At 70.3% G+C, this 13,672-nt stretch carries 14 protein-coding genes; 2 read left to right on the plus strand and 12 right to left on the minus strand.

Features of this window, described 5'->3' with window-relative positions:
- Window positions 1-68 precede the first annotated feature (68 nt).
- The 7 genes from pcaDC to E5671_RS37890 all read right to left on the minus strand — a co-directional run bounded on the left by pcaDC (window position 69) and on the right by E5671_RS37890 (window position 6,668).
- Complete coding sequence (gene pcaDC, locus E5671_RS37860) at window positions 69-1,184, minus strand: bifunctional 3-oxoadipate enol-lactonase/4-carboxymuconolactone decarboxylase PcaDC (protein WP_160508597.1); 1,116 nt, start codon at window positions 1,182-1,184, stop codon at window positions 69-71.
- Window positions 1,181-2,620: a 3-carboxy-cis,cis-muconate cycloisomerase gene (gene pcaB, locus E5671_RS37865; protein ID WP_336605965.1), complete on the minus strand. Its 1,440-nt coding sequence runs from the start codon at window positions 2,618-2,620 to the stop codon at window positions 1,181-1,183. The genes pcaDC and pcaB overlap by 4 nt, the downstream gene beginning before the upstream one ends.
- A complete protein-coding gene (gene pcaG / locus E5671_RS37870) occupies window positions 2,617-3,171 on the minus strand; it encodes a protocatechuate 3,4-dioxygenase subunit alpha (protein ID WP_160508599.1) in 555 nt (184 codons plus the stop codon). Before pcaG ends, pcaB begins: the two co-directional genes overlap by 4 nt.
- The gene (gene pcaH, locus E5671_RS37875) at window positions 3,171-3,944 is read right to left on the minus strand and encodes a protocatechuate 3,4-dioxygenase subunit beta (RefSeq protein ID WP_160508601.1); all 774 of its coding nucleotides are present in this window, start codon (window positions 3,942-3,944) and stop codon (window positions 3,171-3,173) included. The genes pcaG and pcaH overlap by 1 nt, the downstream gene beginning before the upstream one ends.
- Window positions 3,945-4,033: 89 nt before the next feature.
- Window positions 4,034-5,236, minus strand: coding sequence for a thiolase family protein (locus E5671_RS37880; RefSeq protein ID WP_160510670.1), 1,203 nt, complete (start codon window positions 5,234-5,236; stop codon window positions 4,034-4,036).
- 2 nt (window positions 5,237-5,238) lie between these two features.
- Window positions 5,239-5,886 carry a CoA transferase subunit B gene (locus E5671_RS37885; RefSeq protein WP_160508603.1) on the minus strand — a complete coding sequence of 216 codons (648 nt, stop codon included), beginning with the start codon at window positions 5,884-5,886 and terminating at the stop codon, window positions 5,239-5,241.
- Window positions 5,886-6,668, minus strand: coding sequence for a CoA transferase subunit A (locus E5671_RS37890; protein WP_160508605.1), 783 nt, complete (start codon window positions 6,666-6,668; stop codon window positions 5,886-5,888). The genes E5671_RS37885 and E5671_RS37890 overlap by 1 nt, the downstream gene beginning before the upstream one ends.
- A 189-nt stretch (window positions 6,669-6,857) precedes the next feature.
- Here E5671_RS37890 and E5671_RS37895 point away from each other — a divergent pair, with 189 nt between their 5' ends.
- Window positions 6,858-7,325: a MarR family winged helix-turn-helix transcriptional regulator gene (locus E5671_RS37895; protein ID WP_160508607.1), complete on the plus strand. Its 468-nt coding sequence runs from the start codon at window positions 6,858-6,860 to the stop codon at window positions 7,323-7,325.
- Between the two features lies 1 nt (window position 7,326).
- On the opposite strand, the gene E5671_RS37900 is transcribed toward E5671_RS37895, so the two are convergent.
- The 5 genes from E5671_RS37900 to E5671_RS37920 form a co-directional block, all read right to left on the minus strand.
- Complete coding sequence (locus tag E5671_RS37900) at window positions 7,327-8,241, minus strand: DUF3048 domain-containing protein (protein ID WP_237330324.1); 915 nt, start codon at window positions 8,239-8,241, stop codon at window positions 7,327-7,329.
- A 65-nt stretch (window positions 8,242-8,306) separates the two neighbouring features.
- A complete protein-coding gene (locus E5671_RS37905; protein WP_336605966.1) occupies window positions 8,307-10,100 on the minus strand; it encodes a hydroxysqualene dehydroxylase in 1,794 nt (597 codons plus the stop codon).
- 147 nt (window positions 10,101-10,247) lie between these two features.
- Window positions 10,248-11,309 (minus strand): ATP-dependent DNA ligase, encoded by a 1,062-nt coding sequence (locus E5671_RS37910; RefSeq protein WP_160508611.1) that lies wholly within the window; start codon window positions 11,307-11,309, stop codon window positions 10,248-10,250.
- A gap of 119 nt (window positions 11,310-11,428) precedes the next feature.
- Window positions 11,429-11,611 (minus strand): hypothetical protein, encoded by a 183-nt coding sequence (locus E5671_RS37915; RefSeq protein WP_160508613.1) that lies wholly within the window; start codon window positions 11,609-11,611, stop codon window positions 11,429-11,431.
- Between the two features lie 17 nt (window positions 11,612-11,628).
- Window positions 11,629-12,000, minus strand: coding sequence for a hypothetical protein (locus E5671_RS37920; protein WP_160508616.1), 372 nt, complete (start codon window positions 11,998-12,000; stop codon window positions 11,629-11,631).
- A 646-nt stretch (window positions 12,001-12,646) separates the two neighbouring features.
- Between E5671_RS37920 and ligD the strand changes: the two genes are divergently transcribed.
- Complete coding sequence (gene ligD / locus E5671_RS37925) at window positions 12,647-13,672, plus strand: non-homologous end-joining DNA ligase (RefSeq protein WP_160508618.1); 1,026 nt, start codon at window positions 12,647-12,649, stop codon at window positions 13,670-13,672.

Consider the following 13,672-nt stretch of genomic DNA (forward strand, 5'->3'; position numbering starts at 1 on the left):
TCTCCCCTGCACCCCTGATCCCCCTGATCAACAGCAGTCTGAGCAGCCTAAAGGGTCCCCGTTGGCCGCTACTCCTCGGCGAGGACCCGCTGCGCCACCGCGAACGCCGAATTGGCGGCGGGCACACCGCAGTAGACCGCCGTCTGGAGCAGCACCGCGCCGATCTCCTCGGGTGTGAGCCCGATGCGGCGGGCCGCCCGGACGTGCATGGCCAGCTCGTCGTAGTGCCCGTGCGCGACCAGGGCGGTCATGGTGATCATGCTGCGTTCGCGGCGCGCGAGGGTGGGGTCGGTCCAGATCTCACTCCAGGCGTAGCGGGAGATGAAGTCCTGGAAGCGGGCCGTGAAGGGCGTGGTGTTTCCCTGCGCGCGGTCCACGTGAGCGTCGCCAAGGACCGAACGCCGGGCAGCCATCCCGCTCGTGGCCGTACCCGTGAAGTGCGTGCGCAGTGCGGCGACGACGGCCTCCGGGCGCTCGGCCGGCGCGAGGTGCGAGGCGCCCGCCAGTTCCGTGAGCCAGGCGCCCGGCACCGCGTCAGCGATCTCACGTGCGTGGGCGGGCGGCGTCGCCGGGTCCTCGCGGCCCGCGACGACGAGCGTGGGAGCGGTGATCGTCGCCAGCGTCTCCCTGATGTCGTACGCCGCCAGCGCGTCGCAGCACGCGGCGTACGCGTCGGGGTCGGTGGTCCGGTGGTCGTCGACCAGGCCGGGGGCCGTGAACCCGGGGGTGAACCAGCGGTCCGGCGCGCTCTCCGCGAGCGTGGCGAGGCCCTCGCGGCGTACGAGTGCCGCGCGCTCCTCCCAGCGTGCACTGCCGCCGAAGTGCGCCGACGAGCAGATCACGGCGAGGCTCTCCACTCGCTCCGGGTGGTGCGCGGCCAGGTGCAGGCCGACGGCGCCGCCGAGGGAGACGCCCGCGTACGCGAAGCGGTCGATGCCGAGGGAGTCGGCGAGCGCGAGGACGAGGGCGGCCAGGTCGGCGACGGTCGCTCCCGGGCCGATCAGCTCGGCGGGGGACTTGCCGTGACCGGGCAGGTCCCAGCGTACGACCCGGTGGGTGGTGGAGAGTTCGGGCGCCACGGCGTCCCACAGGGCGGTGGAGGTGCCGACGGACGAGCCGAGGAGGAGCGGGGGCGCGGTCGGGGCACCCTCGGTGGTGTGGTGCGGCAGCTTCGCGGGGGTCATCGTCGCTCCAGGGCTCGGTCCGTGAGGGTTCCGGCGGAGCCGGTGTAGTGGGCGGGGTCAGTGAGTTCGGCGAGGTCGACGTCCGCCAGACCGGGCTCTTCGGCGAGGATCTCCGCGAGGGTCCTGCCCTCGTCGCGGGTGCGGCGGGCCGCCGACGTGAGGAGTTCCTTCGCGCGGGCCCGGCCCAGGAGGGGCGTCAGCTCAGCGGTGAGGCGCTCGGAGACGATCAACCCGTGGGTGAGACCGAGGTGTTCGCGCATCGCCTCCGGGTGGACCTGGAGGTTCTCGGCGAGTTCCGCCGCGTGGTGGCTCGCGCCGCCGACCGTGCGCAGGAGGTCGCGCAGGGGCTCCCACTCCGCGTGCCAGGCGCCTGCCGGGCGTTCGTCCTCGGCGGCCATCGAGGCGTGGAGCGTCGCCGCCAGGGCGGGGGCGCGGCGGGCTGCGGCCGCGACGAGGGTGGAGCGCACGGGGTTCGCCTTGTGGGGCATGGCGGATGACCCGCCACCGGCACCTTCGGTGACTTCGGCCAACTCCGTCCGGCCGAGGGTGAGGATGTCCACGGCGGCCTTGCCCAGGGCCCCGGCGCTGAAGGCGAGGACTCCGGCGAGGTCGGCGACCGGGGTGCGGAGGGTGTGCCAGGGGAGGGCGGGTTCGGCCAGCCCCAGGCAGCGGGCATAGGCGCCGAGGAGTCCTGCCCCGACCCTGCCCGCTCCCGAAACCACCTCGGCTCCCGGCGAAGTCGCCTCCGGCGCCGAGGCCGCCGCCTCCGCTGCCGCCGAAGCCGCCGGCGAGCAGTTCGACGCGTACGCCCCGAAGGCGGCCAACGTCCCCGCAGCACCCCCCAGTTGAGCCGGAAGCGCGTCTCGCACCGTCCTCACTCTGTCCCGCGCGTCGAGGGCCAGCGTCCGCCAGCCCGCGGCCTTGAGGCCGAACGTCGTCGGGACCGCGTGCTGTGTCAGGGTGCGGCCCGGCATCACCGTGTCCCGGTGTTCCGTCGCGAGGCGGGACAGCGCCGCCTCCACGCGGGCCAGATCCGCCAGGATCAGGTCCAGCGTGCGCCGCGCGACCAGCATCATCGCCGTGTCCATGATGTCCTGGCTGGTCGCTCCCCGGTGGACATACGGCGCGGCCTCCGCAGGCACCGCCGCCGTCAGGTCCGCGACCAGCGGGATCACCGGATTGCCGCCGGAACGAGCGCGGAGAGCCAGCTCTCGTACGTCGAAGCGGTCGGCATCGGCCGCGGCCGTGACCGCCGTCGCCGCCTCCGCCGGGGCCAGACCCACCTCGGCCTGGGCCCGTGTCAGCGCCGCCTCCGCATCCAGCATCGCCTGCAGAAACGCGGTGTCGCCCGTCGCGGCCTCGGCCGGTGAGCCCGCTCGCCCGGGGGCGAGCAGGCCGACGTCGGCACCTTCAAGACCCGCTGGAACAAGACTCACTGGAACTCCAGGAACGCCGTTTCGCCCTCGCCCTGAAGGCGGATGTCGAAACGGTACGTGCGGCTCGCCTCGGGGTGGGCGACCAACGTCGTACGCCGCGCCGGGTCGAGGGAGTTGAGGAGCGGGTCGCCGGGCTCGTCGACCAGGTAGGCGCGGGTATACAGGTGATGGAGCAGACCGCGCGCGAAGACCGCGACAGCGATGTACGAGACGCCGCCCGGCGGGAGCGTACGGACCGTCCAGTGCCCGTCCGCGTCGGTCGGGACGCGCCCGAACCCGGTGAACGCGACGCCGTCACGGCCGATGACCTCGCCCGTGACCGGGTCGTGCCGCAGGGATCCCGGCGCGCCCGTGCGGGAGCCGTCGGGCGCGGGCTGCCAGGTCTCGATGAGGGCGTCGGGTACGGGGTTTCCCGCGCCGTCGTACACGTACCCGTGCACGGTGATCGTGTCCGGATGGCCGGCCGGCGCGACCTCGCCGCCCCTCGGGAAGGGCAGCGCGTAGCCGTAGAAGGGGCCGACCGTCTGGGAGGGAGTCGGAGCGTACGACATCAGTGGTGGTCGCCTTCCTCGAAGAGCGTCGCGGCGGGGCCGTCGAGCACGATGTCCCAGCGGTAGCCGAGCGACCACTCGGGGGCGGAGAGATCATGGTCGTAGGCGGAGACCAGACGTCGGCGCGCCGACTCGTCGGTGACCGAGCGCAGGACCGGGTCGTAGGGGAACAGCGGGTCGCCCGGGAAGTACATCTGCGTCACCAGGCGCTGCGTGAACGCCGTGCCGAAGACCGAGAAGTGGATGTGTGCGGGGCGCCACGCGTTGACGTGGTTGCGCCACGGGTACGCACCCGGCTTGATGGTCGTGAAGGAGTACGTTCCCTCGTCGTCGGTCAGGCAGCGGCCGAAGCCCGTGAAGTTCGGGTCGAGCGGGGCCGGATGCTGGTCCAGCTGGTGGGCGTACCTGCCGGACGCGTTGGCCTGCCACAGCTCGACCAACTGGCCGCGCACGGGCCGCCCTTCGCGGTCCAGGACACGGCCGGACACGGTGATCCGCTCGCCGAGCGGCTCGCCCAGGTGCTGGCGCGTCAGGTCGCGGTCGAGCGCCGTGATGTCGGTGACGCCGAACGCGGGACCGTATCGCTCCACGGCCTCCGGGTCACGCAGCGGGATCAGCGGCTGCTTGGGGTGGCGGAAGTGACTGCTGCGGTACGGGGGATAGTCGCGGGGCGGGTGATCGGCGGGCGCGGCTGCCGCGGCCTGCGCCTTGGCGACCTCCGTGTCTATCTCCTGCTGGCTCAGCCCGTCGGGCAGGGGTTTGGTGAGGGGCATGTCTCTCGGCTCCGTGAGTACGGCGTGCTGCGGAAGGGTGTGGGGACGGCGGGGGCGCCAGGGACGCCGGGGACGGCGGGGACGGCGGGTCAGCGTTCGAGGACCAGGGCCAAACCCTGGCCGACGCCGATGCAGAGGGTGGCGACGCCCGTGCCCGAGCCGCGCCGGGCGAGCTGGTGGGCGACGGTTCCGGCGAGCCGCGCGCCGGACGCGCCGAGCGGATGGCCGAGCGCGATGGCGCCGCCCTGCGGGTTCAGGACGGCCGTGTCGAGGCCCGGCCATTCGGCCACGCACCCCAACACCTGCGCCGCGAAAGCCTCGTTCAGCTCAAGCGTGCTCAGATCACCGAAGGACCTGCCCGCCTTCGTGAGGGCGCGGTTGACTGCCTCGACCGGCGCGAGACCGAAGTAGTGCGGCTCGATCGCGGAGACGGCGGACGCCGATACACGGGCCAGCGGCTCGCGGCCCGTCGCCCTCAGACCCTCCTCGTCGACCAGGAGCAGCGCGGCCGCGCCGTCGTTGAGCGGCGACGCATTGCCGGGGGTGACCGTGCCGGCCGGGGTGCGGAAGGACGGCTTGAGCTTGGCCATCGCCTCCAGAGAGGCGTCGGCGCGTACGCACTCGTCGCGCTCGAAGAGGACGGGATCACCCTTGCGCCGAGGGATCGCGACCGGCGTGATCTCCGCGTCGAACAGGCCCTTCTGCTGTGCGGCGGCAGCCTTCTGATGGCTGTTCAGGGCGTACGCGTCCTGCTGCTCGCGCGTGATCCCGTGCTTGTCAGCGATGAGTTCGGCGCTCTCGCCGAGCGGGACCGTCCACTGCGGCTCCATCTTCGGGTTGACCATGCGCCAGCCCAGAGTGGTGGAGTACAGCTCGGTGTGCCCGGCGGGGAACGGGCTCTCGCTCTTCGGCAGCACGTAGGGGGCGCGGGTCATCGACTCGACCCCGCCGGCCAGGGCGATGGAGACGTCGCCGAGCGCGATGGCGCGCGCGGCCTGGATGACGGCTTCGAGCCCGGATGCGCAGAGCCGGTTGACGGTCACGCCCGGCACCGTCACGGGGAGTCCGGCGAGCAGGGCGGCCATGCGGCCGACGTTGCGGTTCTCCTCGCCCGCGCCGTTCGCGTTGCCGAAGTAGACGTCGCCGATCCGGGCGGGGTCCAAGTCCGGCGTACGGGCGAGGAGTTCGCGGATGGCGTGGGCGCCGAGGTCGTCCGGGCGGACGCCGGCAAGCGCGCCCTTGTACTTGCCGACGGGGGTGCGTACGGCGTCGACGATGTAGACGTCACGCAGGCTCATGACGGGGTTCCTTCAGGAATGAGGACCTTGGCGGCGGTCTTGGTGACGACCTCGTCCGTGGTGACGCCGGGCGCCAACTCGACCAGTTCCAGGCCGGTTTCCACGACCTCCAGGACGCAGAGGTCAGTGATGATCCGGTTCACGCACGCCCGGCCGGTCAGCGGCAGCGCACACTCCTCAAGGACCTTGGGGGAGCCGTCCTTGGCGGTGTGGGTCATCGCCACGATCACCGTGCGCGCCCCGTGCACCAGGTCCATCGCCCCGCCGATCCCCGTGATCATCTTGCCGGGGATCGCCCAGTTGGCCAGGTCCCCGCGCTCGGAGACCTGCATGGCGCCGAGCACCGCGACATCGATGTGACCGCCGCGGATCATCCCGAAGGACAGCGCGGAGTCGAAGTAGGAGGCGCCGGGGAGCACGGTGACCGTCTCCTTGCCCGCGTTGATCAGATCCGGGTCCACCTCGGCGTCCGTGGGGTAACGGCCCACGCCGAGGATGCCGTTCTCGGACTCCAGGACCACCTCGACGCCCTCGGGGAGGTAGTTGGGGATCAGCGTGGGAAGGCCGATGCCCAGGTTCACGTACTGGCCGTCGCGCAGCTCGCGCGCGGCACGGGCGGCCATCTGCTCTCGCGTCCATGCCATCAGCCGCTCACCGTCCCTCGTGCCGGAGGCGCGGAAACCGTACGCCGCTCTATCTGCTTGTCCGCGGCCTGCTCGGGGGTGAGGGCGACGACCCGCTGGACGTAGATCCCCGGCAGATGCACCGCGTCGGGGTCGATCTCGCCCGGCTCCACCAGCTCCTCCACCTCGGCGATCGTGACCCGTCCGGCCATCGCGGCCAGGGGGTTGAAGTTGCGGGTCGACTTGTTGAACACGAGGTTCCCGTGCCGGTCGCCCTTGGCCGCCCGCACCAGCGCGAAGTCGGTCCGGATGCCGCGCTCCAGGACGTACTCCTGCCCGTCGAACTCCCGCACCTCCTTGGCCGGCGAGGCGAGCGCGACCCCGCCCGAGCCGTCGTAGCGCCACGGCAGTCCGCCGTCGGCGACCTGCGTGCCCACCCCGGCCGGCGTGTAGAACGCGGGAATCCCGCACCCTCCCGCGCGCAGCCGCTCGGCGAGTGTGCCCTGCGGGATCATCTCCACCTCCAGCTCACCACCCAGATACTGGCGGGCGAACTCCTTGTTGGCGCCGATGTACGAACCGGTCACCCGCGCGATCCGGCCCGCCGAGAGCAGTACGGCAAGGCCCGACTCCATCGCCCCGCAGTTGTTGGACACCACCCGCAGGCCCGACACCCCGGCGTCGTACAGCGCCGCGATCAGCACGCCGGGCACACCGCTCAGCCCGAACCCGCCCACCGCAAGGGACGAACCGTCCCCCACATCGGCCACCGCGCCGGCGGCCGAGGCCACCACCTTGTCCATCCGTCGAGCCTCATCTCTTCCAGGCCTTCGATGCCCCGTGCATGCCCCGTCCATTAATCAGGGCACTGACTATTTCCACGAGGTTGAACTTACGCTGCCACTCGTTCCCTGGGCCGTCAAGGGCGAGTAGTGTTCAGTGCACCTACGAAAAATTCAGGCACGAGCAGGCACAAGCCAGTGGAGGAACTCATGGCCGCGGTGGACCTGACCACCCACCCCGGGCACCTGGCCCGGCGTCTGCAGCAGGCGCACTACCTGCTGTGGAACACGATGGTGTCCGAGGAGATCACCTCGCCGCAGTTCGCCGTCCTGAACGCGCTCGTCGCCGAGCCCGGCCTCGACCAGCGCACCGTCGGCGAGCGGGTCGGCCTGGACCGCTCCACCATCGCGGAGGTCATCAGCCGCCTGATGCGCCGTGAGCTGCTCGACAAGGTGCGCGACCCGCAGGACGGCCGCCGGTACCTGCTGCACCTCACCGACGAGGGCAAGCGCACGCACGGCAAGCTGACGGTGCGGACGGCGCGGATGAACCAGGTCTTCCTCGGGCCGCTCTCCGCGGACGAGCAGAGCGTGTTCTTCGACCTGCTCCAGCGGGTCTCGGACGCGGCGGAAGGCCTGCGCCATCCCGCGGACACCCTCGCCGCCGGCCGGACCTGAGTCACGCCTTCGCGTACACCACCCACACCTGGCCCTTCGCGAACGCCAGTTGACCGCCTCCGTCCGCCGTCGTGAACTCCGTGCCGTCCTGCGGGGAGGTCCGCTCCCAGCGCGCCTCGTAGGCGCGGCCGTCCCGCAGGACCCGCGCCTTCCCCGAGCCGACGGTCTCGGTGAACGGCGTGTTGTTGCCCGAGCGGTCGTGGAAGCGCGACTCGCGCACCTTCACGTACTGCACGACGACCGTCGAGGCGCCCAGCCTCTTGCCGTTGGCCGTGCGGGCCTGCTCACCGTCCATGGAGACCAGCCAGCGCTCCTGCCCGGCGGACCAGGTGAAGGTGAACCGCGCCGCAGGGAAGCGGACCGTCTGCTCACGTTCCGGGGTGCCGCCCTTCGGGCGCGGGCCGAAGCGGAAGCCCGTGCTCTCCAGGCCTCCCTCGCCCAGGTCGGCGTTCAGTGCTTTCGGGCGTACGAAGAGGTTGTGCGGGGCCACCTTGTCGCCGCCCCGGAAGTAGGCGTCACCCGGCGCCTTGCCGGGTGACAGCTGCCGCAGGGGAGCCGCCGAGATCAGCGGGAGGAGCTTCGACTGCGCCCCGGAGAACACGAGAGCCGGATCGTCGAACTGCCGGAGCAGCTCAAGATCCGTCTCCCGCGCGCTGCGCACCGGGCCGATGACCGGCGGCAACCGGCCGGCGTACACCGCCATCAGGCGGCTGAGACCCGCCTCGACCTGCTCCGCGTACACGACGTCCGCCGCTTCCAGGCCCGTCTGCGGGCGCGCGGGGCGTACGTTGTCGATCTTCACGGCGAGTACGCGCCCTCCGTCGCCGGTGGCGGGGCCCTTCCCGTCCGTGTTGCTCAGGGTGCAGCCAGGTGCCAGGGCAAGGGCGGCGACGGCCGCCACCGCCGCCACCGTCATGCGTCGTGTCCCTGCCCGCGTTCTCATACGGACTTCCTACCCCGTCCGCCCCCGCTCTCCCTTCCTCAGCCCAGATCGAGGGCGTTGCGCAGACCGAGCCGGTAGCGGGTGCGGTCGTGGCGCTTGAGGAGCTCGATCGCCGGGGCCCGGAACAGGGAGGTCACCGTGCACCGTGCGGCGTCCGAGCCGACCCTCTCCAGGATGGCGTTCACCGCCTGGCGCGCCGAGGTGTTGGCGCCTTCCATCGTCGCGAGATCGATCGGCACGGCCACATAGTCCCCCGCCAGGCAGAGGTTGGGGATCTTCGTGGCGGCCGACGGGCGGTTGTGGAGGGTGCCGACCGGATGGATGAGCAGCTCGTCCTCGTTGGTCGGGTTCGGCGTCCCGAGGCCGTCGACGCCCGGGTCCAGGAACCACGAGTGCAGCTTGCTGTCGCTCAGGACCACCTTGCCGGTGTCGTTGAGCGCGGCCTTGAGCTGCGCCCACACTTCCTTGGCGACCTCCTCGCGCGTGCACTGCTTGGCGGTCTTGCCGTAGAGGATCCCGGGCTTGTCCCACTCGGAGATGTCCACGGAGAGGCACTCGACCGCCACACCGTCTCCGTAGTCCGCGGGGAAATCGCGGTCCGGCCAGTGGCCCGCCTGGGCGATGCCAGTGAGCGACCACGGCGAGTCGATGAGGTTGAAGTGGCCCTTCACCACGGGCGGACGCTCCGTCAGGTAGAACTGGATGCCCGTCATCCAGTCCGTCTCCAGCTGGTCGCAGCGCGCCAACTGCGGGTCGGCGGCCTTCAGTTCGGCGCTCCACGTCCTGCGCGCGTGCTCCACCGGCATGGCCTGGACGTACTGGTCGGCGGTGATGTCACGGCGTACACCGTCGGGGTCCTCGATGACGGCCTTCGTGATGCGGCCGCCCGCGAATCCGAGTTGGCGCACGTTCCAGCCGATCCTGAACTCCACGCCCAGAGACTTCAGATGGGTCACCCAGGGGTCGATCCACGCCTCGTTCGTCGGCGCGTCCAGGACGCGGTCGGGCGGGCCGTCCGCGCCCTGGCCGAGCGCGTTGAAGACGAAGGCCTCGCCGAGCGTGCCGACGGTGCGGGTGCTCGCCTCCTCGGCCTTGGTGGCGACGATGTTGCGGGTGACGCCGATCGCGAGGATGCGCTGGTAGTCCTTGGACATCTTCGCGGCGCGCACGAACTCCCACCAGGGCGTCGACTCCCAGGTGTCGTCGCGGCGTTCGTCGCAGCTGGTGAGGAAGACAAGGGCGCGGTTCACGAAGTACGCGACCTCGTGCGCGGGCAGGTTGAAGGCGGTGTCGAGGAGCGCGGTGAGCGCCCGCGCGATGTCGTCCAGGGTGAGCTTCTCCGGCTCGCTGCCCGGCCACGGGATCGGCATCCGGATGTCCTCGCGCCCGGTGCGCGCGAACGACATCTCGCGCGGTGCCGCGAGGTTGTCCCAGACGCCGTTCGCGTTCCCGGGGAAGGGGATGCGGCGCATCGTGTCCGGGAGGTTGTGGTAGATCCCCGGGATGAAGCGGAACCCGTGCTCGCCGGGCAGCGGCTTCCGGTTGCCCTTCGCGCTGTTCGGTACGTCCATGCTGCGGGCCTTGCCGCCGAGCTCCCTGCGCTCGTAGACCGTGACGGCGAAGCCGCGCTCGGCCAGCTCATGGGCCGCGGTCAGGCCCGCGACGCCGCCGCCGAGCACGGCCACGGAAGTCTTCGCCGCATCCGCCCGCGGGGCACGCTCGTCGGCAGCCGCCGGAAGCGCTCCCGCCCCCAGTGCCGCCACGCCGCCCGCCGCGGCCGCCCCCGCGACGAACGTCCGTCTCGTGCTGCCCGTAGCTCCCGAATACCCCACGCCCTGACCCCCTTACCGTAAGTAACACCTGCATCAGGCGCAGGAGCTTACGGTCGGTGTCCGTGACGTGGAAGCGGCGCGAGGCCGCGGGCGCGAACATTGGCGTGAATGTGTTCCCGGCGGTCCGCGGAACCGGGGCATCGACGGTCAGCGCAGCACATCCGCCAGGTCGTAGCGGACCGGCTCCTCCAGCTGGGCGAACGTACAGCTGTCAGGGGTGCGGTCCGGTCGCCAGGTGCGGAACCGCGCGGTGTGCCGGAAGCGCTGCCCGTTCTCCATGTGGTCGTACGCCACCTCGCAGACGCGCTCGGGACTCAATGGCACCCAGGACAGATCCTTCTTGCCCGACCAGCGGCTCGGCGCGCCCGGCATCCGGGACGCCTCGTGCGCGGCCTCGTTCGCCCAGGCGGCCCAGGGGTGGCCTTCGGCCGACTCCATCCGCAGCGGTTCGAGCTCGTCCACCAGCGCTGCGCGCCGCCCCATGGAGAACGCCGCGCAGACGCCGACGTGCTGCAGGGTGCCCGAGTCGTCGTACAGGCCAAGGAGGAGGGATCCGACGATGGGGCCGCTCTTGTGGAAGCGGTAGCCCGCGACCACGCAGTCCGCCGTGCGCTCATGCTTGACCTTGAACATGAGGCGTTCGTTCTGCCGGTAGCGCAGGTCGAGCGGCTTGGCGATGACACCGTCGAGGCCCGCGCCCTCGTACTGCTCGAACCACTCCTGGGCCAGCTCGGGATCCGTGGTGGCGGGCGCGAGATGGACCGGGGCCGTCACACCGTCCAGGGCCTCGGTCAACCGTGTGCGGCGGTCCGTGAGGGGCGTGTCGATGAGGGCCTCGTCGTCCAGGGCGAGGAGGTCGAAGACCACGAAGGAAGCCGGGGTCCGCTCGGCGAGCGTGCGCACCCGGGAGGCTGCCGGGTGGATGCGCTCCGTGAGGGCGTCGAAGTCGAGCCGCCCGTCCCTGGCGATCACGATCTCGCCGTCCAGGACGCACCGGGCGGGCAGCCGGTCGAGCAGGGCCGCGGCCAGCTCCGGGAAATAACGGGTCAGCGGCTTGCCCGTACGGCTGCCGATCTCCAGGTCGGAGCCGTCCCGAAAGACGATCGCGCGAAAGCCGTCCCACTTGGCCTCGTACTGCATGCCCGGCGGGATCCTCGCCACGGGTTTGGCGAGCATGGGCTTGACGGGGGGCATCACCGGCAGATCCATGATTCAAATCTAGGTGGGGTCCGTGGGGTCCGCCTGTTCAGTCAGCGTGCACGAAGACCAGCACATCGAAATGACGCCGCATCCCGAGGCGGAGCGAAATTTCCACCTCGGGATAAGGGTCAGCGTCTTCCTCTCGTCGCAACCCAGTAGGCCAACAGGCCGCCTGGCACTGCGATGGCTGCGTAGAGCAGAGCTGACTGAGCGACACTTCCGTCATCAGCCATGAATTCGCTACTGATCAGCAGAACAAAGAAAAAGGCGAATGCAGTAACGAGCATACCTTTTGAAGCTGGTGTGCGCATGCTCAACTCCTATGCCTTCAGTAGCACTTGGCGCCCTTGAACTTCGCAAGGTAGGTGAACTTGAATTCGACGCCCTTCTTGCACTTGTTGATCTTATCAGCGCCCATGGATACCACTGAGGCATAGACGCCTGCGGCGACGGCCCCACCGATCCCCCCGGTGATGGCACCGATGAGACCAGCCGCAGTGGCTGCAGACCCAGCGTTGACAGCCCTGGCCTGCGACTTGTTCAGCTTCACGTAGACGTACCAGCCGAGGCTGACGCCACGCGGCCTGACCTCGGAAGGCTTTCCCTCCGGAATTTCGCCCCGTACCACGGTCACAACGGGGGAATCCTTGAAGGCCTCGACGGCTTCTTCGTAGGTGTACCCCTGCGAAGCCAGATCCACGTAAGCGCCATCATCGTCAATTCCGGCGACGGCGGCAGGCTTTACATCGCGCGGCGCGGCAGTTGATGCAGACGCTGCGGGTGCAACTGCAACCAGTAGTGCACCAGTCATGGCTGCCGAGCAAGTCGCTTTAAAAATTCGGGACTTAGTCATTCTCAACCTCGATGTTCACAACGCGACAGAAGTCGCGGGGTGAGTTGGCTGATTCTCAAACTCATGCAGGGCCACTCCGCCTGGCCTCAACTCCAGCCCTGAACAAGCCTGTTCACATGACTGCCTGAAGCTGGTCGGCGAACTGGCGTCGATACTCTTCAAACTGCTGCTGCGCGAGGTGGTGGTTTTGGTGGGCGCTACGCGGTTCAGCACTTGCTGAAGTTCCACGAGGACGCGGATGCACCCGCATGGCGCGCAAGCGGACGCCCCTCCATCACGCCACCCCAGAGCTGAACCAGCGCAAGAGCGCCGAGCTCCACCGGAGGCAAGTCCGGTGGACCGTCGTCTCTCCTCCAGGACTGCTAATCCAGTGCCCGTAAGGGGCCTGACCTGGGCGTTCCTCTAGCGTCTCAGATCCATGGCTCGATTCTGTGCCCATACGCCGCTTTGCGCCCGGTATGCGACTCTCGTCCGTTGCGCCTAGCGTGGCCGCATGGGTGGTAAAGCGGTCGAGCTCGACGCGGGCGGGCGGACGGTGCGGCTGTCCAGTGCGGACAAGGTCGTCTTTCCGGAGCGGGGCTTCACCAAGCTGGACGTCGCTCAGTACTTCCTCGCGGTCGGCGACGGGATCGTCCGCGCCCTGCGGGAGCGCCCCACTACGCTCCAGCGCTTCCCGGACGGGGTCACCGGCGAGTTCTTCTACCAGAAGCGCGTCCCCAAGAACCACCCCGACTGGATCCCCACGGCCACCATCGCCTTCCCCAGCGGCCGCACGGCCGAGGAGATGTGCCCCATGGAGGTCGCCGCGGTCATCTGGGCCGCCCAGTTCAACACGCTCACCTTCCACCCCTGGCCGGTACGGCGCGACGACCTCGACCATCCCGACGAACTCCGCATCGACCTGGACCCGCAGCCCGGCACGGACTACGCGGACGCGGTGCGTGCGGCACATGAACTGCGCGCTCTGCTGGACGAGTTCGGGCTGAAGGGCTGGCCCAAGACGTCCGGCGGGCGCGGCCTGCACGTCTTCGTGCCGATCGAACCGCGGTGGGACTTCACCGGGGTGCGGCGGGCCGCGATCGCCTGCGGGCGCGAGCTGGAGCGCCGCATGCCGGACGCCGTCACGACCGCGTGGTGGAAGGAGGAGCGGGGGGCGAAGATCTTCGTCGATTACAACCAGACCGCCCGTGACCGCACCATCGCCTCCGCCTACTCCGTGCGGCCCCGGCCGAACGCCCCCGTGTCGGCGCCGCTGCGCTGGGACGAGGTCGACGACGCGGTGCCGGAGGACTTCGACATCGGCACCATGCCGGAGCGGTTCGCGCAGGTCGGCGATGTGCACGCGGACATGGAGGAGCATGCCTTCTCCCTGGAATCTCTCCTCGAACTCGCCGCCCGCGACGAGCGGGACCACGGCCTCGGCGACCTGCCCTATCCGCCCGAGTACCCGAAGATGCCGGGCGAGCCGAAGCGGGTGCAGCCGAGCCGGGCCAGGCACGAGGACCGACACGAGGACTGA

The sequence above is a fragment of the Streptomyces sp. BA2 genome (assembly GCF_009769735.1).
Lineage (GTDB): Bacteria > Actinomycetota > Actinomycetes > Streptomycetales > Streptomycetaceae > Streptomyces.

What these genes read in the sequence shown, in the direction of transcription:
- pcaDC (WP_160508597.1), bottom strand. Translation starts at nt 1,184, where the DNA reads ATGACCCCCGCGAAGCTGCCGCACCACACCACCGAGGGTGCCCCGACC.
- pcaG (WP_160508599.1), bottom strand. Translation starts at nt 3,171, where the DNA reads ATGTCGTACGCTCCGACTCCCTCCCAGACGGTCGGCCCCTTCTACGGC.
- pcaH (WP_160508601.1), bottom strand. Translation starts at nt 3,944, where the DNA reads ATGCCCCTCACCAAACCCCTGCCCGACGGGCTGAGCCAGCAGGAGATA.
- E5671_RS37885 (WP_160508603.1), bottom strand. Translation starts at nt 5,886, where the DNA reads ATGGCATGGACGCGAGAGCAGATGGCCGCCCGTGCCGCGCGCGAGCTG.
- E5671_RS37890 (WP_160508605.1), bottom strand. Translation starts at nt 6,668, where the DNA reads ATGGACAAGGTGGTGGCCTCGGCCGCCGGCGCGGTGGCCGATGTGGGG.
- E5671_RS37895 (WP_160508607.1), top strand. Translation starts at nt 6,858, where the DNA reads ATGGCCGCGGTGGACCTGACCACCCACCCCGGGCACCTGGCCCGGCGT.
- E5671_RS37900 (WP_237330324.1), bottom strand. Translation starts at nt 8,241, where the DNA reads ATGACGGTGGCGGCGGTGGCGGCCGTCGCCGCCCTTGCCCTGGCACCT.
- E5671_RS37910 (WP_160508611.1), bottom strand. Translation starts at nt 11,309, where the DNA reads ATGGATCTGCCGGTGATGCCCCCCGTCAAGCCCATGCTCGCCAAACCC.
- E5671_RS37915 (WP_160508613.1), bottom strand. Translation starts at nt 11,611, where the DNA reads ATGCGCACACCAGCTTCAAAAGGTATGCTCGTTACTGCATTCGCCTTT.
- ligD (WP_160508618.1), top strand. Translation starts at nt 12,647, where the DNA reads ATGGGTGGTAAAGCGGTCGAGCTCGACGCGGGCGGGCGGACGGTGCGG.